The following is a 26,550-nucleotide window of genomic DNA, read 5'->3' as shown; positions in this document are numbered from 1 at the left end:
TCGCAGCGGGACTCCAATTCTTACGCGTCAGCAGTCACTTCAGGGAATTTCAGCTTTACTTTGGCCAGCGCGCGATTCAGAAGCGCTTCCATTTCTGTCTCTTCCACGTTCCTGGCCATCGCCATCTCACTGACCAGCAGGTAGCGGGCGCGTTCCAGCATCTTTTTCTCGCGGAAAGAAAGAGCTTTGGTCTGGTTTAGCACCAAGAGGCTCTTGAGCACATAGGCCACGTCCAGCAGCGAACCGGTCCGCATTTTTTCGGAGTTTTCCTTGAACCGGAACTTCCAGTCGGCGTGGTTCTCGCACTTACTGTTGATCAGAATGTCGAGAATTTGGTCGATATCGGCGCTCTTAATGACTCGGCGAAGGCCAACGGCTGCCACGTTACTGAAGGGGATCGTAACTCTCAGATTGCTTGCCTTGATGTGCAGCTCATAATACTTCTGCACCATGCTGCCAATTGTCCGACTGCTGATCTGCTCTACTATGCCTACGCCGTGGTTGGGATAAACTACCTTGTCACCGATGTGGAAATCATGGTTCATTGAGGCACCTTTGGGCGGGGGAACCGGGGTACTGCTATATGTGCAAAGATACGCCCAAAGTGCCGTTAAGTCAATGTTTTCCACAGTGTTACGGACAAGATGATGCGTTTCTTGTGATAACGAGGCCGCCAATTTCTGACAGTCTAGTTAAGTCCTTTGGGATGAGTGAATGTCGGTGCGTCGCTTTGTTTATTGGCTGAGTCGCGGGGAGTATAATCGCTTGGAAATCTATCGATACTGCGTACGCCCCTCCCAGTGCGGAGGGTGAATTGTCGCTCAGATCGTCCTAATTCCTGATCCCCACCGTGTCGCTCGGGCGCGGATGGAACGGCGAGGTCCATGCCTGAACACGTAAAGAAGAAATTGCTGGAAGAAATTAAGGCTCTGGAGCATGAGCTTGCCCACGAGCTTCCAAAGGAAATCAAGAAGGCCGCAGCGCTCGGCGACCTGAGCGAGAACGCTGAGTACCACATGGCTAAGCAGCGCCAGGAGTTCGTGAACGCGCGCCTCGGCCAGCTCAAAAAACGCATGGGCGACCTGTCGCTGGTGAACCTGAGCAACATTCCCAAAGATCGCGTAGCGTTCGGCTCTATCATCGAGGTTTTCGACAATACGAAGGACGAGAAGATCGAATACACGCTGGTCACCAGCGAAGAATCCGACGTTACCCTCGGGAAGATCTCGACCACCTCGCCGATCGGGAAGAGTCTCATGGGAAAACGCGTCGGCGACGTCGTAGAGGTGGTAACTCCCACAGGCAAGCGCGAGCTGGAAATTCTGAAGCTCGCAACTATCCACGATCAGGAGCAGGCCGAAAGCAATGGCGCTTCGGGCGGACACTAGATGAGCTGGACCGGCGCATTCGGCCGAGGATGCGGGAAGCTTCTCTACGCCATCGTGCGTGGACTCTCACTCACGCGCATTTCGCCGAACATCCTTACGTTCACGGGGCTGGTCATCAACATCATTGCCGGCGTGCTTTTTGGATACGCGAGCGGCGACAGCCAGCCCAGGCTTTTCTTCTATGCCGGGCTAGTGATCCTCGCGGCCGGCATCTTTGACATGGTCGATGGCCGAGTTGCGCGCGCCACCCATCAAGTCACGACCTTTGGCGCGTTTTTCGACTCAGTGATCGACCGTTATAGCGACATCGCGCTCTTCTTTGGATTGCTTGTTTGCTACGCCCGCGCAAATCACTTTTTCTATGTTGTGCTCGTGGGAATTGTAATGACAACTTCAGTGATGGTCAGCTACACGCGTGCCCGCGCAGAGTCGCTGATCCCGAATTGCAAAGTGGGCTTTCTCGAGCGGCCGGAGCGAATCGTGCTGGTGCTTATCGGTGCTTTGTTCAACCGTATGGCTCCGGTGCTGTGGGTGATCGCAGTGCTGTCGACTATCACGGTCATCCATCGAATGTGGTACACGTACCAGCAAATGAAGCCGCTGACAGAGCAGGAACTGAAGACACAGGCAATTGCGGCCGAGTCAAAGCCGAAAGAACAGCGTCCCAAATTGAATCCCGCCATCTCTGCCTGATCTGAGTAGAGACTCAGAATCTTGCGCCTCTACGTCACCTTTACGGCAGCCCGTCATAACACGCACCAATTGGAGTTCCCGGGGGATTGCTCGGTGGCGTCTTCCACGGCGCGTTGGTGAAATCGAAGAAGTCCAACAGGTTCGACACGTACGCATCGCGCGCCGTCAAGGGCTTCAAGTTGAATCGCGTTTCCACGAATGCCAGCCATGATGTCGAATCCGTCTGTCGATGAGAGACGTAGTGTGGCCTGCTGAACGGGGAAATCACGATTGTGGGAACGCGGAATCCGAAGCGCGTGAAGTCCCCGTCGGGGTCAAATGGGGGAGTTCCATGCGTAAGGTGCGCGTTCGAACATCGTGGATCAGAAGCACTAATACAAATGTCCACCGGTTTAATGCCATCAGGGCTGGGTACATTCGTCGGAGGGGGCACGTGATCGTACAAACCGCCGCCCTCGTCGAAGGTGAGGATGAAGACCGAGTCCTTCCACGCTGAGCTGTGCATCAGCTCGTTGATAAAGTGGGCGGTGTCTTTCACGCCGGCTTGAATATTGTCGAGGACGCCGGGATGCTCGTCGTTGTCAGCGCGTTCGATGTACGCCACGGCGGGGAGTGTTCCATTCGCAACGTCGGTGTCGAACTGTGCAAGCTTGAATATGTGGGGGCTCGCGCCATTGGGTCCGAATCTACTCATAAAGCCTGTGAAGGCGGCGGCCGATGTGTACAGTTCGTCGCTGTAGATCTTCCAGGAAACTCCGGCGGCCTGCAGACGATCGAATATTGTCGGACCTTGGATGGTAGGTTCGCTTCCCGCCATGGGATACGCATATCCTCCCGAGGTTGCTCCAACGAGATAGTAGCGATTGGGATCGGTCCTGGCAGGCGCCGGAGCAAACCAGCGATCCGAAACACCGAACTGAGTGGCGAGCCAGTAGTGATACGCGAGATCCTGTGCCGTGTAGAAGCCCATGGCACGAATGCCTTGTTTGTCGGGAATTGTGGGATTCGTGCCGGGCGCTCCCGCCGTCGCACTGGCGGCGCCGATCACAAAGCCGTCCATCCGCGGAGTATCGGAGGATGGGTCTTCTGCGTTAAACGCCCAGCGGGAGACGATCCAATCTGCGCTCGTGTTCTCAATGCACATCGTCTTGAGATGAAAGGCGTAGATTGGAGTCGTGGGGAATCCCGCGGAATTCGGAGCTTTATTCATGGCTCCGCAGGGCTTAGTCCAGTCGGAGTTCGTGCTGCTGCAATCGTCCGGCAGTCCGTCCACTTCCGCGGGCAACCCGAACTTGGCCCGGTATTCGTTCAATTTGCCAAAATAGGTATCGAAGCTGCGGTTCTCCTGCGCCAGGAAGATGATGTGATTCACCGCCCTGACATCTCCCGGCGAAGTTGCAGGCGTTACCTGCACCGAAGCTTGCGCTATCGCTCTGGCTCCTTGAGCGCCGGTCACGGTTAGAACGAAGTTGACGGTTCCAACATCGTTCAAGGTGACAACGGTTGAGGTTTGTCCGGCGCCAACCATGACATCTTTCCCATTCTGGGTCAATGTGATGGAATTTGCGTTGCTCGTGGTCCACTGGAGTGTAACCGATTGTCCCGCCGTGACCGTGGTCGGAGTGGCGGTCAGAGTAGCTGTTGGTCCTTCAGGTGGTGGTGGAGCGGTTACGGTAACCGTTCCCGACGCAGTCGCAGCACTTGTTCCTGCCGCCCCTGTGGCCGTCAGCGTAAATGTCGCGGTCCCGACTGTGTTGAGTGTAAACTGCATTCCCGGCGACGACAGCGGATTACCATCGAGCCGAACGAGTGTCCCGTTTTGGGCGAGGGACACGGAAGTCGCATTCTGAGTTTGCCAACTCACAGTCACCTTGTCTCCCTGCTGCACCGTGGCCGGTGTCACCGTAATGGTTGCCGTGGGGTTCGTGGAAATTGGCGTAGGAGTTGGAGTGGGCGTTGGGTTCGGGTTCGGATTGGGATTTGGATTCGTTACGGGGTTGCCTCCGCCGTTATTGTTGTGACTGCCGCTCAATCCCAAACAACCTATTAGCAGCAGCAATGAAAGCGATACAATGAGTGCGCCCAGCGTACGACAGACTCGAAACCCAAACATATGGCCCTCTACCACCAGAATGTGACGTGCTGAGTTCTCGGATGGAGCAGCAACTTGGCAAGTTGCCAGTCGCGGGGCGCGCAGACGCCTTTGGTGCCAACTTTCCTTTTCTTCTGAGTGTGTTACGGCCCGATGAATGTGCGGGAAGAGTCGGTCAAATCGATGCCGCCTCCTAGCACTCGATAATGTTGAGTGCGAGTCCGCCGAGTGACGTTTCTTTGTAGCGAGATTGCATATCCTGGCCGGTGCGATACATTGTCTCGATTACCTGGTCCAGGGAAACTTTGTGTTCGCCGGTCTCGCTCATCGCCATTCGGGCAGCATTGATGGCCTTCACTGATCCCATAGCATTACGCTCGATGCAAGGAATCTGGACAAGTCCGCCGATCGGATCGCACGTCATCCCGAGATTGTGTTCCATGCCGATTTCGGCTGCATATTCAATCTGCGCGTTGCTGCCACTGAGCGCTGCGACTAACCCCCCAGCTGCCATTGAGCAGGCAACCCCAACTTCTCCCTGGCAGCCCACCTCCGCCCCAGAAATTGAAGCGTTCTCTTTGTACAAGATCCCAATCGCACCCGCAGTGAGTAAGTAGCGAAATATACCTTCAGGGGTACTGCCGCGAATGAAACGTAGATAATAGCGGCCAACCGCCGGAATAATGCCAGCCGCACCGTTTGTTGGAGCGGTCACGACGCGACCCCCCGCGGCGTTCTCCTCGTTGACCGCCATGGCGAAGGCGTTCACCCAGTCCATCGGGGCGAGCGGATCGGAGCTACTCTGCTTGCTGAGCTTTTGAAAAAGATGGGGAGCGCGGCGTCGGACCCTAAGGCCACCGGGGAGAATACCTTCTGTGCGCAACCCTCGATCGATGCAGGCTTCCATCGTTTGATGAATTTCGTCGAGTCGCTGCTTGATCTCTGCTTCACTTCTCCAAACCCTTTCATTCGCAAGCGCAATTTCCCACATTGAGATTCGGCGCTCTTCACCGATGCAGAGCAAGTCAGCTGCGCTCGAGAACGGATACGGTACTGCTCGTTTCACTGTCCCGATGGCATGACTCGGTTTTTCGCCCTCCCGGCTGATGAAGCCGCCGCCAACCGAGTAGTAGATCTGCGTATCGACTACAGACCCATTCGCTGCAAAAGCGGTGAAGCGCATACCGTTGGAGTGTCCTGGTAGCACCTCAGTGGTGCGAAAGACGAGGTCGGTACTTTCTTCAAACCTGATCGGATGACGATGCAGCAATCGAATCGTTCTGCCGCTGCGAACCTCGTTAACCAGAGACTCGATGTTGGCGGGATCGACGTCGGCCGGACACTCGCCGAGCAATCCAAGAATGATTGCGCGATCAGTGGCGTGTCCTCGACCGGTTAGTGCCAGGGAGCCAAACAACTCGATTCCGAGCCGTGAAACTTTTTCAAGATCTCCAGCTTGCGCGATGCGATCCACGAAATCGCGAGCAGCCCGCATCGGGCCTCCAGTATGGGAACTCGAAGGCCCTACACCAATCTTGAAGATTTCAAAAATGCTGGTTCTCACGACAGACGATCAGAGCTAGTTGCTGATCCCTTTAACGATTATTGTAGCTGCTTTGGAATTGAGACGAGGAATCACTCTCGGATTGGGGAAGGCCCCCGAATGGGACAACACATCCAGGCAGCGAGATCAGCCTGAGCAACAGCTCAGCTTTTTTTCGACGTCACGGCGAAAAACGCGGTGGCATCCTGGTGAACGTGTTGCGTGCCGCAGGTTGGGCAGTGCACGTCACCTTTCTCGTATTCGCTAAGAGTAAGAATGATTTCGAACGGCTTCTGGCAATCTTCGCAGAAGAATTCGTAGCGAGGCATACCGCACCTCCCGGATCACGGCAGAATCACAGCCCAGAAATTCTACACCCAGCTGATGCCCGATCTTTTCTCCTCGAGCCCTACGTTCTCCGTAGAGTTGCCTCGATCATACCGTACGGTTCGTCAGTCGGAACGAAAACCTCATTGCGATTATCGATTCCAAAGCGGGACACATCGAACGCCAAATGATGTTTGTTCGGCATTGACAGACGTATCTCGCTGAGTTGATCGCAGCGTTCCAGGGCGGCTTCGGCCATCGCATAAAGCGTGTGCTGCACAGATTCACTCACATGGTTCGCGAACGTCTCCAACAACGCCTCTCGGACCGTTGTCCAGCACAAGCCAAAACTAGCATCCTCAACCCGATAGTCCCACTCTGCCTTCACCACGGTTGCAAGTATGCGATCTCGAGTCTCCGGCAGAGTCGTAAAGCTATCCTTGAGGAACCCGTCAAAGGCGGAGCCTGCAGTTCTCATGACCAGGAGATCTTCGATTCCGGCTGAGAGAGTCATTCTTTCGCGACTTCCCGATGCAATAGCGGTACGACGCTCGTTGCCTCCCGAAATGAACGCTGTAGGGTGCGGCTTCGCTTCGGCTGGAATGCGCGACCAGTGATGTTCGGAGATGCTCACAGTCACCGCAGTGACCTGCGCATTGTTTGCGAGAAAGTGGGATACTAATCCCGTTCCGAAGTGTTCTATCTCGCCCACCGGATGCTGTGCTGCCAGCGCATACACGGTGTTCTTCATCGTGTCGGTGGGTAGAACCTTGCTGTTGTCTCCCTTCGTGTGCACGGCATCGAAGTCGCCCTCGAAGCGAATGTCTACAGAGATGTCTTTGATCTCGTGCTGCGCACCGCTTCGAGTAACACGCAGCAGGCGCACGCGCGACTTGCCATAGTTGTTGGCGATGAGTTCGAAGCTCATCGGCTAGCTGCCTCGATAAGTAGCGTATCCGTATGGACTAAGCAATAGCGGAACGTGATAGTGCTGCGCGGGATCGTGGATCTCAAAGATTACTTCTACCTCGGGAAAGAAGGAACCTCCCAGACCGGACAAATAGTGACCAGTCTCGAAGGTGAGCCGGTATTTTCCTCGCTGCAGCTTCGATTCCCCAAGCAAATCCATCAGTCGTCCGTCGCGGTTCGTCACTCCGCGGGCAAGCTCTCGCCATGTGCCGTCCGAGTGCAAATGAAGTGAAACCGGAATGCCGGCAGCCGGTTCTCCTCGCGCCGTATCGAGGACGTGAGTCGTAATCGGGCTGGAACGGTCGGTCATGTTATTTCAGAAGATCATGCCTCGATGAGCTTCTGCAATCGAAGTTGCGTGATCTTCTTCTGTTCACCGGCGGCGACCTGAAGCTCGCGTGCGGCATCATTGCTGAGTCGATCGGTCAGCAGCTCTAAGATCTCCTCAGCCGATTTTTCACTCGCGCACACGATGAAGATGTACCCGAAGCGCTCATAATATTCCTGATTGCGCCGTTGTAGCGCATTTCGGACTTGAAGCGAGGCCACCGCTGCTCGAGACTGCTCCTGTTGTGACCAGCGCCGTGCCTGTCCGCTACTGATGCTCTCTTTTTCTTCGCCGATCTGCGGATGACTAGCGAACGCTTCCTTCCAGTCATCAGGCGTCATTCGCTCGCAACTTGCCGCGTGCTGATCCGTCAGTTGCTTGAGATCCGCGAATGGCCGGTGCTCGGTCATTGCTACTGCCCATTTGAGCGAACCGCAGCAGTTCAGCAGGACGCTGCTCGCTGCGTAATCGGGCAATGCATTCAGCCAGCGCAAACGAGCCTTGGTCAGAGCGCATTTTTGGGGCACTCCGTAGACGCGCAGCCGTGCCACTCCCCCATCTGGATAGATGTTGAAGCGCACGTGAGTCGCTACCATTTGTCCTTCGACTTGGAAGCGATGAACAGAGTCTGCGCTAAGTGATGTGCGTGAGAGCAATTCACTCCATGAACAATTCGCGAGATCTGAGGCTCGGGATTCATGCGCGCAGATTTCCAGCGAGCAGCTCTCTGGGAAATTACCTTTGAAATATGAAGTGTCGACCTCGATTGCCTGAACCGCTCCTGCAACCCCGAGTTGAATTATTACCCAGTCGTGACCTGGGCCACGACGGCGTTTTGTCTCCCACCCATCGTGCATGCCGGAGCTGGGATCAGGCATGAGCAAGTTCTGTGGAGCGCTAAAGAATCTGTCGCTGCAATCCAGCACTCGCCCACCGTTCGTCAGGGCGGCAAGGTCGTTCAAGTCGGCGGAGTTGAGAGCACCTTCCAGTTTAGGAACAGCTTCTCCGAAGACGCGAAGCCGGGCCACACCGCCGTCAGGGTAGATATTTAAACGTACATGAGTGTAGCGATGAGGATCAGTTATGGTGAAGGTATTCTGACTGTCTCCCTGAAGCTGCGATCGAGAAAGCAGTTCAGTCCACGGCGTGCCACCAGCCAGGTCAACATTTGATTGCTCGATCGCGCAAGCTTCTAAGGAGCATGATTCCGGAAAGTTACCGCGGAAGTAGCTGGTGTCAACGACGATCTGAGAGATTACGCCTGATATTCCCAGTTGCAGAATGCACCAATCGTGTCCGGGAGTGCGACGACGGCGTGATTCCCAGCCGTCCATCCACTTGCCCCGATCACTGTATTTGTCCTCCAACCAAATCGGCTTGGCTGCTTTGATCAGATTTTCTTTGGGAGCAAAGAAATCGTCGTTCGCAGCAAGTACGCGGCCGCCAACTCGCTCCGACGCAAGGTCAAGGAAATCGGAGAATTCACTCATGCCTCTCCTCGACGCAAGACATGTCCTCGCTGCCCAAGTGGAAAGTCGCCGGAAGTATAGATCTCTTCCCCACGAAGAAAGGTCGATTGCACGATTCCAAAAAGAGTTTGTCCAGAATAGGGTGTGAGCTTGTGCCGAAAGAACATTTTTTCAGCTTGCACCTGGAACGACTGATCCGGATTCCAGACTACCAAGTCGGCATCTCGTCCGGCAGCAATTTCGCCCTTTTTCAACAATCCCGAAATCCGGGCGGGTTCTCGACACAGCCAACGTGCGATGTCCTCGATGCCGAATCCACGTTTGTGAGCACGAGTCCAAAGTAGCGGAAGCGTGAGTTGTAGCGAAGCGATTCCGCCCCACGCTCGCATGTAGTCTCCGGTATCCGTGCACTTCGTTTGTGGAGGCGCGGGAGAGTGATCGCTCGCAACAAAGTCGATCGTGCCGTCGCCCAAAGCTTTCCAGAGACGCTCTTGATTAGCAGTCTCACGAATGGGAGGCGCACATTTGTATTGAGTTGCGCCATCCGGAATTTCTTCTGCAGCTATCGTCAGGTAATGTGGGCAAGTTTCAACGGTAAGCTTCGTTCCACCAGCTTTAGCCGCGCAAATGATCGGCGCAGCTGCGGAGGATGATAGATGGACTATATGCACCCTGGCCTTGTACTCCTTCGACAGCCGAATGAGTAGGTCGATCGCCTGGTCTTCTGCTGTTGAAGGATGTGACGCGAGCCAAGTTGAATAGGACCGGGAATCTCTCCGGCTGATCCTCTGTGTCGCGTCTTCGATTGGACCGGGAAGTTCCGCATGCGCAAGCAGCAGCGCGTCGATCCGAGCCAATTCGGGGAACGCGAGCCGCAGCTCGGACTCACTAAGTGCCTCGAACTCTGGCACGCCTGAGGCAATTAGAAAGCATTTGAAACCGAATACTCCTTCTCCATACATACGCGAGAGTTCGGCCACATTTCCCGGAATCATTCCACCCCAAAAGCCAACATCGACAAACAACTTGCCCTGGGCGAACGCTACCTTCTCTCGAAATGCCGCAATAGTCGTAGTGGCAGGGATGCTATTGAGCGGCATGTCGATCAAGGTAGTTACACCGCCAGCGGCGGCGGCCATTGTTGCTGTTTCAAATCCTTCCCATTCCGTGCGGCCAGGCTCGTTAATGTGTACGTGGGTGTCAACGATTCCGGGCATGATCACTGAGTCCTCGAAATCGATAACCTCATCACACGGAATGGCTTTGTGCTCAATGATCTTGGCAATCACTCCGTCGCGCACCACGATCGCAGCCGCGCGGATGCCTTCAGGGAGCACAACGCGATTGCTGCGAAGCACGCGTTCGCTTGCCCTCACGGGCATGTCCTTGCAAAAGTTAACTCTCGCGCTGCAACGGCCACTCCATTAGCGAGAGACGCAGTTCCTGCGCTTTTATCCGGCTCTCCGGAACTCATAGCTGAAGAAGGAATTCTGCGAGCAGATTTTGCGCCACGCGCGTTCGATATTGGGCATTGGAACGGAAATCGTCAACCGGACTCATTTCCGCGGCGAGTTGCTCCTGTGCTTCTCTAATTCGAGAGGATCCTGCGCCGCCGAGTAACAACGCTTCAGTCTTCAAGCAGCGAAGAACGGTTGGTGCGACGCTCCCCAGGGCAACACGAATGTCACGGATTTTGCCATCTTCAACCTCAGCTGCTCCGGCGAAACAAACTTTTGAAATCGCCTGTGCCTTGCGGGTTCCCACCTTTCGGTAGTGCTGTCGCCATTGCTTGTTGCGGCGAGGCAGACGAATGCGAGAGATGATCTCGTCGGACGCCAGATCCATTTGCTTGTAGCCGGTATGAAAGCGCGAGTAGGGAACTCTTCTCACTCCGCGGTGTGACATGAGTTCCAACTCGGCATCGTACGCGAGCAATGCGGGAGGTGAATCCGCGGCAGGCGATGCATTCGCGATATTCCCTGCGAGCGTTCCACGATTCTGGTTAGCAATACTGCCAGTCTCACTCGCTGCTTGACACAGCAGCTGGAACTCACTTTGTAGAACAGCATTGCGCTGCAGCTCACTGTACCTCGTGAGAGCGCCGATCGTTACATGAGTGCTTTTGACCTCAATGCCACGCAGCTCCCTTACACGCATAAGATCTACAAAGTTTTTGCGATGCGCCAACTTACCTTGCTCGAGAAGCACCATCAAATCGGTGCCACCGGCAAAAGGCTTCCACTCGCCGGGTTCGGAGGACACCATTTCCAGCGCCTCGCCGAGATCTCGGGCCTGGCGCATTTGATAGCGTAGGAGATACGATTTCATTTGGCCACAGCCTGTGCCAGTCTTCCGGATGCTGTCTTGATCGCCTCAAAGATCCGTGTGTAACCGGTACATCGGCACAGGTTCCCCGCGAGGACATTTCGCAGGTCTTGATCGGTCGGGAGGGGATTGCGTTCGAGCAGAGTCCAAGACGCCACCACCATACCTGGAGTGCAAATGCCACATTGCGCGCCACCACACTCAACAAACGCCTCCTGTAACACCCTGGCTTTTTCGTTCTGAGCCAGTCCTTCGATTGTGATTACTTGGGTTTCTTGCACTTGCAGAATTGGAATCAGACAGCTATTGACGATCTCCCCGTCGAGCAACACCGCGCACGCGCCACACTCACCTTCGCCGCATCCTTCCTTGGTCCCCGTGAGATGCAGATCTTCACGCAATACATCAAGCAAGCGGCGCAAAGGATGAGCAGTTACAGACTGCGGCTTTCCGTTCACCGTAAACCGAACGTTCGGGCGGAGTTCTTCAGACAAGTGCAGCCTCCGTCGCTCGCATCAGCACTTCCGGCGTCGCCGGAATGCGGTCTATGGGTACTCCGATCGCATTTTCAATTGCGTTGACGATGGCGGGCGCGGGTCCGTCGATCGGCAGTTCACCTATACCCTTCGCACCTCCGGGACCGTGTTTGTATGGAACTTCTTCGAAGTAAACGCGAATCGGCGGAAGATCTGCTGATGTCGGCATGATGTAATTCGTCATCTGAGCGTTTACCATGCGCCCTTCTCGCCAGCAGACATCTTCATACAGCGCGTATCCGATGCCCTGCGCCACCCCACCCTCGATTTGGCCATGTGCCAGAATGGGATTGACCACTCGACCTACCTCCTGCACTGCAACAAAATCCTCGACTTGCGTCTCCCAGGTGCGCGAGTCGACGGAGACCTCGGCAACGTACACTGCCCACGCATAGGTCGCATACGCGTCCCCTTGATATTTCTCATCATCCCAAAAGATGCCCGCAGGAGTCGAGTACTTACTCTCAGCCTTGAGCATCCCATGCCGCTGAATGTATTGCCCGCAGGCCATCTTGAATTCCTCAGCCGAGTATTCGCGGCGCAATAGCTCACTGTGAACCAGGACCTCGCGAATTTGCAGACACGCCGACTCCACGAGCTTGCCGACAATCATGCAAGTCCGCGAAGCCACGGTTGGGCCACTGTTTGGGACCATCGAAGTATCCGGAGTGGCTACTTCCACTGCATCAATTTCGACTCCCAGCGCCTCTGCCGCGATTTGGCGAAAGACGGTGTTTGTCCCCTGTCCCATTTCAGTACTTGACGCGAGTACTCGGATCCTGCCCTCCTTGGTAACTTCTACGGCGAGGACCGAGCCCATGGAGCGTTCTCCGGATCCGGTGAATCCAGCGCCGTGCATGAACGATGCAAAGCCCATGCCGCGCTTGATTTTCGACGTCTGATTCTCGCGAGCAAAGCGTTCCTGCTTTAGGCGGTACTCGCTTAACTCCAAAGCTCGGTTCATGAGCTGCTCGAGATTTATTGGCTCGCGCACAATCTGGCTTACCGCAAGGCTTTCCCCTTCATGAACGAAGTTCCGTCGGCGAAATTCAGCCGGCGACATGTTGAGTCTTTTCGCGACTCGGTCCATGTGGCGCTCCAGCGCGAAGATACTTTGCGGAGCGCCAAAACCACGAAAAGCGCCATGCGGAGGATGATTCGTAGCTACAGCCTTGCTCCGAATGCGGACGTTCGGGCAGACATAGGGACCTCCTGCGTGAATTGTGCCGCGTGAGAGCACTACGGTTGAGAGCGTGCTGTAAGCGCCGCCGTCCACTGTAAATTCAATGTCCATCGCAAGCAGCTTGCCGTCGCGGCTCACAGCAGTGCGGTGGCGTGTCCGCGATGGATGACGTTTCGTTGTCGCCGCCATGTCTTCCGCGCGATCATAGATAATCTTCACCGGCCTACCGGCCTTCCTCGCCAGCAGCGCCGCATGACAAGCAATCACCGACGGATATTCTTCCTTCCCACCGAATGCACCGCCGGTCTCAGTCTGAATCACGCGAACTTTTTCTGAAGGCAAATTCAGAAGAAGTATGAGAGCCTTATGAACATAATAAGGGCATTGCATCGAGCCCCAGATCGTAATTCCCGATTCAGGACTGTACTGTGCAATCATCCCTTGAGGCTCAATGTAAAGCTGCTCTTGTGCTCCGGTGTGGTACTCGCCTTCAACGATGACGTGGGCTTTGGCCCACGCGCTGTCCACGTCCCCTTTCTCCACGAGCAAAGTCTTGAAGACGTTGTCACTGCCCCAGATGATCTCTTTTTTGGCCAAGGCATCGTCGATGTCGAAGATTGCCGGAAGCGGATCGATGTCGAGCGTCACGAATCGCCGGGCTTCTTCCAGCAATTGCTCGTCGCTATGCGCGAGGAGTAAGACAGGCTCTTCGGCATGATTAATTATCTTCTCGGAGAGACAAGGCTGATCGTCGGCAATGAGCGCGATTCGATTCCTGCCCGGAATATCAAGAGAAGTCACAATCGTGAACTCGTGCCAGGGAATCCGGGGATCAAACTGAATGTTGCGGATGCTTCCGCGGGCGATGGAGCTGCGGACGGTAACGCCATGCAGCATCTCGGGAAAGGAGAGATCGTCCACGTATCGCGCTTGCCCGGTAACCTTGCTGCGACCTTCAGTGCGGGGAAGAGAAGATCCAATCAGACGCTCTGTCATTCGGTCTCAGAGACTTTGCTGGCAAGTCATCGAAGAGGTGGAATGCATAATACCGCAGCAGGCTTACTCTTCAGAAATGGGCAATTTGAACGGGGAAACTGGCGGAGAGGGGGGGATTCGAACCCCCGATAGAGCTTTTGACCCTATAACGGTTTAGCAAACCGCCGCCTTCAGCCACTCGGCCACCTCTCCGGAGATTATGCGAGCATCGGCAGAAACATCGCATTCGCCGGGTAATCAAGCTGTTTGGATTATAACGGATGTCTAATACCGAGCTGCTCCTCAAGCTTAAAGCTCATAGCTCGTCGCACGCTTGCGTTTAAGTAACCTTCGGAGTGTCGGGAATACCCGGACAGGTTACCTGAATTGCCAAGGGCGGCCGCTTTGAGAGATGAACCCACGGCGCTGATAACTCGTACCCATTACAGGAACTTCGGAAAGATATTTGTTATATACTTCGACAACTCTCCCAGCAATCTGTACCCCGAGGCGCTTGCATGGAGCCGCGCGACCGACGACGACACGAGGACCCCACTCTGGGCGCCGGTCCCGCCGTCAAAGACGAGAGTTCGGGAACAGGAGCTCCTAGTCCGTTTGTCACTGGCGGCATTCCTACGGGCGCAGGTTCAGCAGCGGCTGCCCGCGCTGCCATCAACTCCTCGGCCATCCTTGAACCCGGTACTCTGCTCGGCGGACGTTATGAAATTATCGCCATGCTTGGGCTGGGCGGCATGGGTGCTGTTTATAAAGCATACGATCGCGACATCGAGCGCGAGATTGCCCTGAAAGTCATTCGTCCCGATCTGGCATCGAATCCCGAGCTCCTCCAGCGCTTCAAGCAGGAACTCCTTTTGGCTCGGCAGATTGCGCATAAGAACGTAGTACGTATCTTCGATGTGCGCGAATCCGGCGGCATCAAGTTCATCACCATGGAGTTCATCAATGGACGTGATCTCCGCGGCCTGCTCGCGCAACACGGCAAACTTCCCGCTGCCGAGGCGCTCGACATCATGCACCAGGTTTGCCTGGGCTTGGCCGCCGCACACGCCGAGGGTGTAATCCATCGCGATCTGAAGCCGGGCAACATTATGCGCGATCAGCAGGGGCGTGTAGTCGTCATGGACTTCGGTCTCGCTCGCTCGCTTGATGGCGGAGGCATGACTCAGACCGGCGCGATGCTTGGCACGATGGAGTATATGTCGCCTGAGCAGGCGAGGGCCGAGTCTCTCGACGAACGGTCTGACCTGTTCACGATTGGATTGATTCTTTACGAGCTGATTACCGGCCGGACGCCTTACGCGGCGGAGAGTGCGATTGCCAGCTTGCTGAAGCGGACACAGGAGCGTGCGGTCTCGATGTCAGAGGTTGATGCAAGCATTCCGCGATCAATCAGTGCCGTTGTCGCTAAGTGTCTCGAGACGGATCCCAAGAACCGCTATCAAAGCATCAACGAGCTAATCGCGGCGATCGAGGAGCTACAAGGGAAGCGTCCGTCGTCAGTTTTTGCTAAGCCGCTGCCCAGCGGCGTGAGTAAGCGGACAGTCGTGATGATCAGTGCAGCGGTGGCTGTAATCGCCGCGGCAATCGCAACTGGCGTTTGGTTCATCGGATCCAGATTATCTCCGACGACTCACAAGCCGGTCACAGTTTTGCTTGCAGATTTCGAGAACACCACCGGCGACTCGGTCTTCGATGGAACTCTCGAATCCAGCTTCGGCCTGGCGATCGAGGCGGCGCCCTTTGTAAATTCTTACGACCGTGGACAGGCACGGAAGGTACTAAAAGGCCCACTCAGCAAAGGAACAATATTGGACGAGGCGAATGCGCGCCTCGTCGCGGAGCGCGAAGGGGTCAGCGTCGTGATCAGCGGGTCGATTGGGAAAGCGGGAAACGGCTATCAGCTCACCTGCAAGGCGATTGATGCGCTCACCGGCAAAGTGATGGGCCAGAATAGTAGCGAGGCGGAAAACAAGGGTGCAGTACTCAGTTCGCTCGGTACGCTTGCCACGAATCTGCGCGACACGCTGGGCGACAATACGCCGGAATCGACCAAACTGGCGCAAAAGGAGACGTTCACTTCGGCATCGCTTGAAGCAGCGCACGCTTACAGCGTGGCCCAGGATCTGCGTTACGCCGGAAAGACTGATGAGGCAATCAAGGCATTTAAAAACGCCCTCGACCTCGACCCGAACTTCGGAACTGCATACGCAGGATTGGCAGCGATGTACTTCAATAAAGGACGTCGCGAGGAGGCCACTGAGTATTACAAGCTGGCGATGAAGCATGTTGACCGAATGACCGAGCGCGAAAAATTTCGCACTCGCGGCGGCTACTATCTCGCCAGCATGAATCCGCAGAAAGCTGTTGAGGAGTTCAGCACTCTGGTAGACCAGTATCCTGCGGACACTATGGGACACAGCTCTCTGGCCTATGGTTACTATTTGCAGCATGACATCAAACGCGCCATTGAAGAGGCACGAAAGGCGTTGGCGATTTATCCGAAAAATGTGCCGTATCACAGCAATGTCGCTTTATACGCCACCTATGCAGGGGATTTTCCTACAGCGGAGAAAGAAGCACGCGCTGCGCTGGAACTGAATTCGTCATACGCGAAGGCATATCTATCGCTTGGATTTGCGCAAATCGCGTCAGGAAAATATTCGGAAGCTGCGCAAAGCTATCAGCAGCTCGCAGCTGTGAACCCCTCTTTGGCGGCGACGGCTGAGGCGGACCTGGCTCTGTACCGCAGCAATCCCGGTGCGGCTTTGCCAATACTGCAAAAAGGCATCGCTCACGACCTTGCGGATACTCCGCAAAGAAGTGAAGACAGTGCGGCACAGAAATATGTCATGCTCGCTGAAGCGCAGCTCATGATGGGGAAGACTTCTGATGCGCTTGGGTCTCTGGACAAGGCGACTGCTCTTAAGAAGGACGCGGTGCTCTTCCCCGCAGCTCGCCTGTATGCTCAGGCGGGACAGGACGCAAAAGCTATTATCCTTGCGGGAATGTTGAGCAAAAATCTTGAGCCAGGTCCTCGAGCCTTTGCGAAGGTAATCGCGGGTGATATTGCTCTCCGACACAATCAACCGACCGACGCCATCAAGAATTTCCAGGAAGCGCAAGAGATATTCGATACATGGATTGGCCGATTTGATCTAGCTCGAGCTTACATCGCCGCGGGCGCATACACCGAAGCCGATAGCGAACTTTCGAGCTGCGTAAAACGCCGCGGAGAAGCGACCGATGTGTACGTGGATGTCGTGCCGACCTTCCGCTTCTTTCCTGCAACGTACTACTACCTTGGACGCAATCTCGAAGGCCTGAAGAGCGGCGGCGCCTCGGACGCATACAAGACCTTCTTGGGATTCAAGGTAGCCGAAGCGGAAGATCCAATGGTCGCAGACGCCAGCCGGCGAGCTCACTAAAAGGTTCCCAGCTGATAGTTTCCATTACCCGGGAGGCGACGCGCGCTCGCTCCACGAGAGAACAGGCCAGCGACAATGTGAGCCAGCTCCGCCCTGGGGAGGCCAGCCGGCACTTCGCTGATAGCATTCCTATTGTGGAACTGTCGCCACCGGATTCAAACCCACATCCGGCATTACATCCACGATTCCTGAGAATGTATTGCCACCCGTACTGAAGTCGCTCGTGACTTTGAAGTTCCACGGTCCGCTGGTTGCTATCCCCGACGTGTTGCTCGATGCCGTGTTCGTGAGCAGCGACAACGGGAAGCTCACATCCATTCCATCAACTAGAATCGTGACTGGCGCCGTCCCCAAAAACGCGAAGTTGTTGCAGCCCCCTGTGGCCTGGTAAATCGCCGCTGTGTTGACGCCGAATCCGGACTGTGCAATTACCAGATAATCCGTGCCAAGCGTCGTCGCATCGCCTGCGCATCCTGCGTCCGATCCCGCGCTTCCCGTTGCGGGATTCTGATCTGTGTCAAGCAGGAACTCCGCTTCGGTAGTTGAGGAATTAAATGTTGCTGGAGCAAAGCGAACGCTGAGTGTCACTGTGCCGTCGCTGAGTGTTGTGACTGTGCCAGACACTAAGTCCCCATTGGCAACACCAGCGTCGACAGGATCAATGGCTTGACCGGTGAAGAGAGCTGTCACCAGCTTCACGATGGTTGCGTACTGAGTCGTGTCGTTTAGCGATATCACGATGTTGTAGCAGCCGGAGGCGCCGTTAAGTCCACTCGTATCCCAGTTGAAGACAAATGCTCCTCGCGCTGGATCATAGGTAAAGGTGCTGTTCAATCCCTGGGGGATTGGGTAGAGCGTAATTCCCGGACCGGGAACAGATCCCGTGCACGCCTGATTTGGAATTGCAACGATGCTTGTCAGTGTGCTTACGTCCGTGATGGCGACTGGAGGTACGCTTCCGTCTGCCAGCGTCCAGGCAATCGGCACAGCCGAGCCCAGCGGGAAGTTGCCCGAGTTGCTTGGAGCTGCTGTCGTTCCCGCGGAGGCCAGTGGCGCCTGGAAGCCGGTGAAGCCGTAGATGACGAGATAATTCGTACTCGCCGTTGCCGGATTGCCGGACTCATCGACGGCATTCACCGTGAACGTTCCTGGTCCAATCGGTGTCGCCGTATAAGAATTAGCAGAGGGGTTGGCCAGACAGTCTACGAGATCGCCACCGCCAGCGTCGTTGCAAGTAAATGCCGGAGTGATCTGCGAGTTCAGAAGGAACGTCTGCGCAGGTGCAGGGCTGGTGATTATGATAACTGGCGTGATCTGGTCGATCTTCACCGGACCAAATGACCCATTGCCGGTATTGCCGGCGATGTCCATGCAGCTTCCCTGAATGTTCGTGTTCTGAGTCGGCCCCGCCAGAGCAGTGTTGCCAGTAGTCGATCCCGGTTTGGGACCAGACAGCGTATCGCTGCAGCTGAAGGAGACGGTTACCGGAGATTGGGCCGTCCAAGTACCTGCTATATACGGGGCATTGTTCGGTCCTGCTGTTGCGCTTCCTGTCACAACCGGTGGCGTCTTGTCGATGAGGATCGGCCCAAACGCGAGTGGCGCATTCATCGATACATTGCCTGCGTTATCAGTGCAACTGCCACTTGAGTTCACACCAGCCGCAGTGGTCTCTTGCGTAAACGTCTGCGAGCCCGTGGGCGAGCCAGGGGCAACACCTGAATTTGCGTTCGCAGCCGAGGTGTTGTCGACGCATGAGTAAGTAACCGTGACATCCTGATTGCTCCAAGTTCCTGCGATGTAGGGAGCCTGCCCGGCAGTCGCGCCAACCGAAAGGACCGGCGGTGTTTTGTCGATCATGATTGGACCAAAGGCAGTCGGAGCAGACACAGCATTCGAGGCGTTGTCGATGCAACTCCCTGTCAACGTTGTGCCTGAGGTCTCAGCGGTGAGCGTCGCTGCGGCCATGGACGTGAGCGGATCGAGCTGTGTCACTACAGCAATTACGCCAGCAGGCAGTCCGTTGATCACCGGATAAACCGCACCTGGGCCGGAGAAGTTGTCGGAACAGGTGAAGGTCACGGTGACGTTTTGACTCGTCCAAGTTCCGGGGGCATATGGAGTGCTTGGATTTCCTGCGGTCGCGGTGACAGTCGCAATTGTGGGCTTAGCCGTGTCAACCGTGATCTGCACTGACGGATCTGTGGAGAATGAAGAGCTTGCCGGTACACTCGTAGGTCCGTTGATGTAGGTTGCATTGGCGGTCGCGCTGAATTGATTCACCAAGCCGTTGCCGCCGGAGGTCGTACACGTATAGAGGAACTCCTGCGAGCTGTTGGATGCAATCAAAACGCCGGATGGGCTTGCAGGCGAGCAAGTGAGAACCGGTGTTGGGCCGCCACCACCCGGTATGGCGGTGAATGCCAGCACTGATGCCGTTACGTTGCTGGCTGCTGCCGGACCGATGTTCGACACAGTCGCCTTCACAGTGATCGAATCACCAGGATTTCCGGAGAGATAAATCCCGCCGTTGTCCGTATTTTGAGCCGTGATTCCCGTGACGGTGAATTTGTTGACGTTCAGCGTCAGGTTGGTCAGGTCGAAGCTCTGCTGACGCGGCACGACCTGTCCATTCAGTATTCCCGTAGGAGCGTCGGCAGCCTGTAGCGCCACAGGAAAGGCACCAGGAGCAGATGTCACAGGACCTGAAAACAATCCGGCAGGGTTCAGAGTGATATTCGTGGGCAACGTGCTTTGGGTGATGAAGGAAACTGGAGCGACGCCACCTACAAAAGTGGCCATAAAGCCGGCACCATTGTTGTAGTTCGTGCCGACGACGGCGACGGGAAGTGCAATCGTTGTGATCGTTAGTGAGGCTGCCGGCGTGTTCGTACCGGTATTTGCTCCCCCTGCGACCGCGACTGTCTTCACTGGCTGATCGGGCAAAGAGGTCGTCATGATCCCGAACACGCGCATCGTTACCCGGCCGGCTTCGCCTGGCCCTAGTGAGATCGTCGCATCTGGCTGAACGCCTTGCGTGTCGCTGCCATTATCCGGAACACCCGGACTGGTAGAGAGCGCCGGGTTCGGAATGCTGGCAATGGATTGGTTCTGCAGCTCCACCTTCAGATCGCAGGCGCTCGCTACTGGTGTGGGATAGGTCTTACGCGCGATTAATTGACACTTGCGCGTGTCACAGAGCGAACCGATCGCCTTCGCAAATTGCTTGGCTGTATAGCTCGAACTCGTGTTGCCTTTATTCGAGAGTTTGAAAGTGAAGTCAGTAATACCCCCACCGTCGGCGGGGTTCGTGATGTCCGGATTCGTGATATCCGGATTCGTGATGTCCGGATTTGTGATATCCGGATTCGTAATGTCCGGATTTGTGATATCCGGATTCGTGACTTGCACATTGACGATATCCGGATTCGTAATGTCTGGGTTGGTAATATCCGGATTCGTAATGTCGGGGTTGGTGATGTCAGGGTTCGTGATGTCGGGGTTGGTGATATCCGGATTTGTTACCGTCGGGTTGTAGACTTCGCTGTTCGTGATGTCCGGATTTGTGATGTCAGGGTTCGTAATATCTGGATTTGTGATATCCGGGTTGGTGATATCCGGATTGGTGATGTCAGGATTGGTGGAATCTGGGTTGATCGCTGTTGTGCTCTGCAAGCCGCCATTGATCGGAGTGCCGCCGATTCCCGTAATCTGGGCAACGTTGACACTTATGCTCGGAAACTTCAGCGACGACGTTACGAAGACAGTTCGGGAGACCGTTGTCCTCGGCAAGGCGATTACGTCGACAAAGTTCGCGCAATTGAATTGAGTGAAGGATGCGGTTGTGCCGGAGTTATCGGTCTGGCAGAGGCTAGCCCCAGGCGGGTTGAGAGGGATCACGCTGAAGCGATAAAACGTCTGCTGATTGGTTGTGTTCCTCGCGAAAACCGAAAATGCGCGTTGGATTGGTGCGTTGTTCTTGGTCGAATCCGTCAGCGGCTTGGTGTTCTCTTTTATGCCGACCATCAAACCTTGAGTAATACGAGACGCGTAGACATTCTGGTTGCGGGAACCAGCCTGTCCTGGCACGCAAGCAGGGCGTGTCTGCGTCGGGTCATATCCGCTTGTGCCCGGGCTAGAAAATCCCACTGGCGTGTACAGCTGCCAATTCTGGGTGCACACACCGTTGTTGCACACCACGGGCGGCGGACGAACGTCGCGATTGTCGGTCCAGGTAGTGTGGAATACCGCAGCGTTCGAAGGTTGGGTATTGAACAGCCAAGTGTTGTTGGGTCCAGGCAGCATAGTCAGTGCTGCGGTATCGATGTAGTCCCCGATGAATGGCTTGGTTCCTTGAGCAAACATCGGAAAGTTCGGCGGATTAAATTGCATTTGCTCAATTTGCCGCGAACCGGGACGACTACCGTACTTGTATTGCGAGATCCTGACGCTGGGGAATAATAGGTTCGTTCCCGTACTGAACTTTGCAGGATCAATGAGAGCTCCGCGCACATCGATCGTGTGGCGAATCTTCATGCCTGCGTCAGAGATTGTGGCGCTGAATACCTTCGCATAATTAGGGTTCGCGCCGTCGAGGTCGCTTCCCTGAATGGGAACTCGCTGTTCTACGAGATCGGACGTCTTGGCACAAACACTCCCTGTGGGGCACGTCAAAATTCCTTTGGTGTTGTCCTCGCGATTGTCGAGAAAGGCCAAGAGAATCTTGCCGTACGCAAAGGACAGCGAAGGCATGAGCTGATGACCAGGAACGTTCGCCGCCGTAGGATCGGCAATGTATGGTTTCGTCCAGGTTTGTGAGCCCCTAGCTAGCGTTGTGATCATGATTCGCGAAGCGCCCAGCGGGCCCATGTTGCGCTGCGAGAAGGCAAGCCAGACTCGTCCGGAGCCGTCAACTGCGGCCGCTGGCAAATCTGTCTCTCGAAAGGTTGCGCCATTCACGTCTTCATCAAATGCGGTGAAAGCCGGGAACGTATACGCCGTTCCGTTGCTGAACGTGCTTCCTCCATTCGTGGAATAAGCGTACTGAATGGCATCCGGCTGGTTAATCCTGTCGATCTGGCGCCAGAACACGTATACCGTGCCCGTGCCCGGATCGATACTAGCCACCGTTCCCTGACTCAGCTTGATGCTTTGAGCCAAGGATGTGGGATGGCTCCAGCTGGCTCCGCAATTCGTCGACGTGACGACCTTGATCTTTGAACTTGGATTAACGCTCGAGCCGGTGAACTGCGTATAGAACACGTAAACGTAGCCGCTCAGAATCGTCTTGCCATTGATGTTGCAGGTTGCAGTTCTTCCCGGCCGCGGCACGTCGACCGCAATCCAAGGTTTGTCGAGGAACTGCCCACTCGTTCCAGTATCCACCAGGTTCACGTTCAAGTATAGAAACGGACTTCCTGTCCCGTTCTTCTGCCGCTGGATAGCGCCGGCACCATTCCCTTTGTTGTTCTGGTCCTGAATGGTTGCCACAAAGACGCCACTGGGGGAATTAGTACCACGGTTAAAGACGAGACCGCTGTAATAGAAGAGCCCGTGTGTTCCAGCGCGCACAGTCGGATCTGTCGCGGTTGTGTAGTTGTGCAGCGTGGATGCCGGGCCAACTCCGCTGGTGTCCTGCGGAAATCCTGGCAGGAGCGTGCTGCTCCAGCTTTGCCCACCATCGAGTGAAGTGAAGATACTTACCCATGCGTCGCCGGTTTCCTTCCCCTGATCAGGAGGAAACGGAATGTCGACCGTGCGATAGTCGTTAGCTCCCGCCAGCAGATGCTGCGGGTTCCGAGTTGAAACCGCCATGGACGGTTCGTTCTGCCGTTGTAGGTAAGGATCACCCCCGATAGGCTGCGTGCCCGACACCATGTTGATGTTCTGTCCGGCTACTTGCGCGGACGATGACAACGATAAGACACACAGGAAAACAACAAACGCAGACAGACCCAGACAGCGTCGATTCATCAAAGATTCCTTAGCGGGATAAATTCACCAGGGCCGAGAGCAATTACTGCCTGGGAGCCGGGGGATGGCTCCGCGCGGTGTGGCTGGCCCGCAAGCCAGCAAAAATCCAAATCCCAAAATGTGGGGTCCAAGCATTCTGAGTTGGAGCGCAAAAGGAGTCAACAACTTTTCGGGACGGAAAGCTGTGAATTAGCAATGAAAACTCAACGGCTGCGCAACCTGTTTCACAGTAACTTTGGATTGTTACTGGCCCTACTTATCTCGGATTATGTTGCGCTTGGCCGCATTTGAGTAAGGCGGAACGTCATAGTTCCCCAAAATGCGCGGGCACGCATTTGTACGGGGATCCTGCGCTCGTCGTCCGAATACCACAGCCAGATCTTGCCCTTGCCCTTCTGTGGACCACTAAGGGCTTCACCAGAGACGCGAATCGTGCCGAAAGTTCCTGCCGGAGTTTTCACGGATTCGCGCGCTTCGACGGTCACTTCGATATCAGCGTTTTTGCCACCGTCACTGCTTGGGAAGGTGAACTTTGAATTGATTTGTAGCGGCTGTGAAGCGACGTAATACGGTGCCGCCAGAGTGTTCGATACGCAACTTTCAATGTCATTTTCCTCATGCTTCTGGTTCTTCGCGCGGAAGTTTTGCTCGTCGATGATGGCCTTTTTGTGAGAGTAATCGTAGCGAATTTTGCTTTCGACCCGACGGAAGCCCTCTTCTGTGTGCTTGATGAGTGACAGTGCGCAATTTCTCTGCGGATTGTAGAAGGTTTCAAGAAGGTCGTGAACGTGATATAGAAGCGCAACTGCTCCGGTGGAATCGGCATTCGCGATAATGTGATGCTCCCCGTTGACGTTGTCCAAGCGGAGCGTGGCCGTACCTGCCGTAACCAGCCGCCAGTCAACGCTATAGTTAAATGTGCCCTCCTGGAAGCGATACATCGGAGCCGGAGGATTGATCTTTGAGCCGGCAACCACTGCAGCGCCGGAGTTCTGATTCGGAACGCTCGTAGCCGCAGCCGAGGTGGATGGCCGAGTAGATGGTCCCGTTTGAAATCCGGTGGTGATGACCGTCGCGAGTAGTAGCCGGACAATCACGATGTGCTTCAGGAAAAGCGCTGTGCCGTGTCTATCGATCAGTTTTCCCTCGGACCGTCGCTCTAGACTCCCGCGCTCCCTGCTCGAAGCATTTTCACTGTAATGGCCAGCATCATTAGAACCGCGCCGATTAAAGCATTGTACTCGCGATGCTTCAAATACAACGCGCTCGAGAAGTTGGCGGTCAGACTCTCGCTTGACCACTGCGGCAGCAGCCGGGGAACGCGCTGAGCATAGAGTTCAAAAGCGGGAAATTTCGATCGCAGAAATGCCTCCTCGCTCCGAATTACTGGGACATAGATGGCTGTGAACATCATGGCCAGCAGAATCCATATCCACAGACTCCTCGCGGCCAAGGCGAAACCAATCCCGATGAGCATGGAGCCGAGATAGAGTGGATTTCGCGTGTAGCTGTAAGGCCCAGTTGTCGCGAGATCCTCGTTTTTTCTAAGTTGTCCGGAGGCGATGGCTCGAATCGCCAGCCCAGTGGCTACGATAAGCGAGCTAACCACAATTAGCATCGGGGTTGGCTGCGCGAGCCAAAGATATATCACAGCGAAGACGAACCCAAGCGGCACGCGAATGCGACGCGCAATTCGCGACCATCCGCTCGGCACAGCTTTTGCGGGAGCTTCACTATTCATGCCGGAACTCCAAGAAGTCCCAGAGCCGCTTCAGTTACCTGTCCCACAGTGATGGTCAGCAGTCCCGCTTCGGGCTTGCGGCGGCGACTGTGGTCTCTTTTGCTTTCAGGACTGCGCAGCACGACATTGCGCCCTCCGTAAGGACCATTTCGAGCCGGATCGGTCGGTCCAAAGATCGCAACTAAGGGTGTTCCCAGTGCAGAGGCAAGATGCAACGGTCCGGTATCGCCTCCGATGAAGAGCGAAGCACGGCGAGCAATCGCGATTAGCTGTGGCAGTGAGCACTCTACAACGCGTGCAAATTTCTCATTCTTTCGCACCACTTCCCGCGCCAGGTCCGTTTCGCCTGGCCCCGCATTCACGAGAACTGCGATGCCGTGTTCCCCAAGGGTTCGAGCCAATGCCGCATATCGTTCTGCCGGCCAACACTTCGCTCCCCAACCGGCTCCAGGATTAATGACTGCGAACAGACTTGAGGTTATTCCGGTCAACTGGTCAGCCCAACGCTCGGCCTCAGCAGAGACTGGAAATGATGGCGGGAGAGGATCGGTTACTCGTGCCACTGCCGCAGAAACAACTTCAGCCGCCTGATCGACAACATGGCGAGCCGCCGTGTGTGCTTTGACGTTGTACCACCAGCGTGCTGGCAATTCACGCGGATGCATAGCTCCTGCTATAACCCTGGCGCCACTCGCCTTTGCTAGTAAAGCCGAGCGGATTGCTCCCTGCAGGTCAATGACGTGGTCATAGCTCAGCTCGCGCAATCGAGAGCGCAATGCGCGCATCTCGTCGCGCGTCAGAGTCGAGAGCGGGCGTTCTCGCCATCGGCGCATGTGCACGCGATGCACCAGGTCCACCAACGGCTGTTCGGGAGAAATCGAGGCACTCAGGTCGGAGACATCTCGTGACGTTAGCAGAGGAGCCCAGCGCTCTTCGATCGCCCAATCGATGCGGCTCTCGGCAAACTGCGAACGTAACCCCGCGACGGCAGGCATCGCGTGAATCACATCGCCCATCGCGCTAAGTCGAACGATCAATATCCGCATTGCTGCTCTGTTGTCTCCGAGAGAGGCAATGTTAATTTTCTCATGCGAACGTGAGCTCCCAGGACCAAACTTCGGTGCTTATATACTGGCGAATGCGCACAAATTCGCATTTGTTAAGGCTGACTCTCGTCTTTTCGATCTCCTGCGGTACAGCCTGGAATCAAGCGACCTCCAGTTGGACAGTAAAACCCGAGTGGGTCCGTGCTCACGAAATGTTTCTTGCGAGTGATGCCATGCGGGGACGCGGCAGTGCGACGCAAGATGAATGGATTGCGGCCACGTACGTAGCTTCGGAGTTCGAGAAGTATGGCTTAAAACCCGGACTTGCCGACGGAACTTACATCCAACGCGCCGAACTCGTTCAGCCTCTCATAGAGCGTCCTGCACAAATCATCGTTTCCCATACCGGATTTACTTCGCTCGTCGAGGGCAAAGACTTCAGCCTTTTGCGAAGCAGCGGGGATAGCGTCTCTGGACCGCTGCAGAAACTTAATTCGGAGAACATAGCTACCGCGC

The 26,550-nt window shown here is 55.5% G+C and carries 18 protein-coding genes and 1 tRNA gene; 3 read left to right on the top strand and 16 right to left on the bottom strand.

The window, feature by feature from the left end; translation table 11 throughout:
* Nucleotides 1-20: 20 nt before the first annotated feature.
* Nucleotides 21-545 carry a CarD family transcriptional regulator gene (locus tag DMG62_06930; protein PYY23710.1) on the bottom strand — a complete coding sequence of 175 codons (525 nt, stop codon included), beginning with the start codon at nt 543-545 and terminating at the stop codon, nt 21-23.
* A gap of 339 nt (nt 546-884) precedes the next feature.
* Between DMG62_06930 and DMG62_06925 the strand changes: the two genes are divergently transcribed.
* Nucleotides 885-1,388, top strand: a complete 504-nt coding sequence (locus tag DMG62_06925; protein PYY23709.1) for a transcription elongation factor GreA — start codon at nt 885-887, stop codon at nt 1,386-1,388.
* Nucleotides 1,389-2,081 (top strand): CDP-alcohol phosphatidyltransferase family protein, encoded by a 693-nt coding sequence (locus DMG62_06920; protein ID PYY23708.1) that lies wholly within the window; start codon nt 1,389-1,391, stop codon nt 2,079-2,081.
* Between the two features lie 40 nt (nt 2,082-2,121).
* Here DMG62_06920 and DMG62_06915 read toward each other — a convergent pair whose 3' ends face one another.
* From DMG62_06915 to DMG62_06865, 11 genes are all read right to left on the bottom strand, one after another.
* Nucleotides 2,122-3,969: a hypothetical protein gene (locus tag DMG62_06915; GenBank protein PYY23707.1), complete on the bottom strand. Its 1,848-nt coding sequence runs from the start codon at nt 3,967-3,969 to the stop codon at nt 2,122-2,124.
* Nucleotides 3,970-4,366: 397 nt separating this feature from the next.
* Nucleotides 4,367-5,737, bottom strand: a complete 1,371-nt coding sequence (locus DMG62_06910; protein PYY23706.1) for an L-serine ammonia-lyase — start codon at nt 5,735-5,737, stop codon at nt 4,367-4,369.
* 143 nt (nt 5,738-5,880) lie between these two features.
* Nucleotides 5,881-6,045, bottom strand: a complete 165-nt coding sequence (locus DMG62_06905) for a zinc ribbon domain-containing protein (protein ID PYY23705.1) — start codon at nt 6,043-6,045, stop codon at nt 5,881-5,883.
* Between the two features lie 80 nt (nt 6,046-6,125).
* Complete coding sequence (pucL, locus tag DMG62_06900; protein ID PYY23704.1) at nt 6,126-6,971, bottom strand: urate oxidase; 846 nt, start codon at nt 6,969-6,971, stop codon at nt 6,126-6,128.
* Between the two features lie 3 nt (nt 6,972-6,974).
* A complete protein-coding gene (gene uraH / locus DMG62_06895) occupies nt 6,975-7,322 on the bottom strand; it encodes a hydroxyisourate hydrolase (GenBank protein ID PYY23703.1) in 348 nt (115 codons plus the stop codon).
* 14 nt (nt 7,323-7,336) lie between these two features.
* Nucleotides 7,337-8,830 (bottom strand): bifunctional allantoicase/OHCU decarboxylase, encoded by a 1,494-nt coding sequence (locus tag DMG62_06890; GenBank protein PYY23702.1) that lies wholly within the window; start codon nt 8,828-8,830, stop codon nt 7,337-7,339.
* On the bottom strand, nt 8,827-10,185 hold the full coding sequence (gene allB / locus DMG62_06885; GenBank protein ID PYY23773.1) for an allantoinase AllB: 1,359 nt from the start codon (nt 10,183-10,185) through the stop codon (nt 8,827-8,829). Before allB ends, DMG62_06890 begins: the two co-directional genes overlap by 4 nt.
* A 94-nt stretch (nt 10,186-10,279) precedes the next feature.
* Nucleotides 10,280-11,137, bottom strand: a complete 858-nt coding sequence (locus DMG62_06880; protein PYY23701.1) for a carbon monoxide dehydrogenase — start codon at nt 11,135-11,137, stop codon at nt 10,280-10,282.
* The gene (locus DMG62_06875) at nt 11,134-11,628 is read right to left on the bottom strand and encodes a ferredoxin (GenBank protein ID PYY23700.1); all 495 of its coding nucleotides are present in this window, start codon (nt 11,626-11,628) and stop codon (nt 11,134-11,136) included. Before DMG62_06875 ends, DMG62_06880 begins: the two co-directional genes overlap by 4 nt.
* Complete coding sequence (locus DMG62_06870; protein ID PYY23699.1) at nt 11,621-13,849, bottom strand: carbon monoxide dehydrogenase; 2,229 nt, start codon at nt 13,847-13,849, stop codon at nt 11,621-11,623. Before DMG62_06870 ends, DMG62_06875 begins: the two co-directional genes overlap by 8 nt.
* Nucleotides 13,850-13,948: 99 nt before the next feature.
* Nucleotides 13,949-14,041, bottom strand: a tRNA-Ser gene (locus DMG62_06865).
* Nucleotides 14,042-14,346: 305 nt separating this feature from the next.
* Here DMG62_06865 and DMG62_06860 point away from each other — a divergent pair.
* On the top strand, nt 14,347-17,274 hold the full coding sequence (locus DMG62_06860) for a hypothetical protein (protein ID PYY23698.1): 2,928 nt from the start codon (nt 14,347-14,349) through the stop codon (nt 17,272-17,274).
* Nucleotides 17,275-17,403: 129 nt separating this feature from the next.
* Here DMG62_06860 and DMG62_06855 read toward each other — a convergent pair whose 3' ends face one another.
* The 4 genes from DMG62_06855 to waaC form a co-directional block, all read right to left on the bottom strand.
* Nucleotides 17,404-23,247 carry a hypothetical protein gene (locus tag DMG62_06855; GenBank protein ID PYY23697.1) on the bottom strand — a complete coding sequence of 1,948 codons (5,844 nt, stop codon included), beginning with the start codon at nt 23,245-23,247 and terminating at the stop codon, nt 17,404-17,406.
* Nucleotides 23,248-23,513: 266 nt separating this feature from the next.
* On the bottom strand, nt 23,514-24,548 hold the full coding sequence (locus tag DMG62_06850; GenBank protein PYY23696.1) for a hypothetical protein: 1,035 nt from the start codon (nt 24,546-24,548) through the stop codon (nt 23,514-23,516).
* On the bottom strand, nt 24,407-24,988 hold the full coding sequence (locus tag DMG62_06845; protein ID PYY23695.1) for an isoprenylcysteine carboxylmethyltransferase family protein: 582 nt from the start codon (nt 24,986-24,988) through the stop codon (nt 24,407-24,409). Before DMG62_06845 ends, DMG62_06850 begins: the two co-directional genes overlap by 142 nt.
* On the bottom strand, nt 24,985-26,034 hold the full coding sequence (gene waaC, locus DMG62_06840) for a lipopolysaccharide heptosyltransferase I (protein ID PYY23694.1): 1,050 nt from the start codon (nt 26,032-26,034) through the stop codon (nt 24,985-24,987). Before waaC ends, DMG62_06845 begins: the two co-directional genes overlap by 4 nt.
* Between the last annotated feature and the right edge of the window lie 516 nt (nt 26,035-26,550).

The organism is Acidobacteriota bacterium (genome assembly GCA_003225175.1).
In the GTDB taxonomy this organism is placed as follows: domain Bacteria; phylum Acidobacteriota; class Terriglobia; order Terriglobales; family Acidobacteriaceae; genus Gp1-AA112.
The sequence above is the reverse complement of the archived record's forward strand: the minus strand, read 5'-3'. Positions and strand labels throughout refer to the sequence as shown.

Coding starts and splice junctions, on each gene's coding strand:
- DMG62_06870 (PYY23699.1), bottom strand. CDS start 13,849: ATGACAGAGCGTCTGATTGGATCTTCTCTTCCCCGCACTGAAGGTCGC.
- DMG62_06920 (PYY23708.1), top strand. CDS start 1,389: ATGAGCTGGACCGGCGCATTCGGCCGAGGATGCGGGAAGCTTCTCTAC.
- DMG62_06860 (PYY23698.1), top strand. CDS start 14,347: ATGGAGCCGCGCGACCGACGACGACACGAGGACCCCACTCTGGGCGCC.
- DMG62_06890 (PYY23702.1), bottom strand. CDS start 8,830: ATGAGTGAATTCTCCGATTTCCTTGACCTTGCGTCGGAGCGAGTTGGC.
- DMG62_06845 (PYY23695.1), bottom strand. CDS start 24,988: ATGAATAGTGAAGCTCCCGCAAAAGCTGTGCCGAGCGGATGGTCGCGA.
- DMG62_06930 (PYY23710.1), bottom strand. CDS start 545: ATGAACCATGATTTCCACATCGGTGACAAGGTAGTTTATCCCAACCAC.
- DMG62_06905 (PYY23705.1), bottom strand. CDS start 6,045: ATGCCTCGCTACGAATTCTTCTGCGAAGATTGCCAGAAGCCGTTCGAA.
- uraH (PYY23703.1), bottom strand. CDS start 7,322: ATGACCGACCGTTCCAGCCCGATTACGACTCACGTCCTCGATACGGCG.
- DMG62_06855 (PYY23697.1), bottom strand. CDS start 23,247: ATGAATCGACGCTGTCTGGGTCTGTCTGCGTTTGTTGTTTTCCTGTGT.
- pucL (PYY23704.1), bottom strand. CDS start 6,971: ATGAGCTTCGAACTCATCGCCAACAACTATGGCAAGTCGCGCGTGCGC.
- DMG62_06880 (PYY23701.1), bottom strand. CDS start 11,137: ATGAAATCGTATCTCCTACGCTATCAAATGCGCCAGGCCCGAGATCTC.
- DMG62_06925 (PYY23709.1), top strand. CDS start 885: ATGCCTGAACACGTAAAGAAGAAATTGCTGGAAGAAATTAAGGCTCTG.
- waaC (PYY23694.1), bottom strand. CDS start 26,034: ATGCGGATATTGATCGTTCGACTTAGCGCGATGGGCGATGTGATTCAC.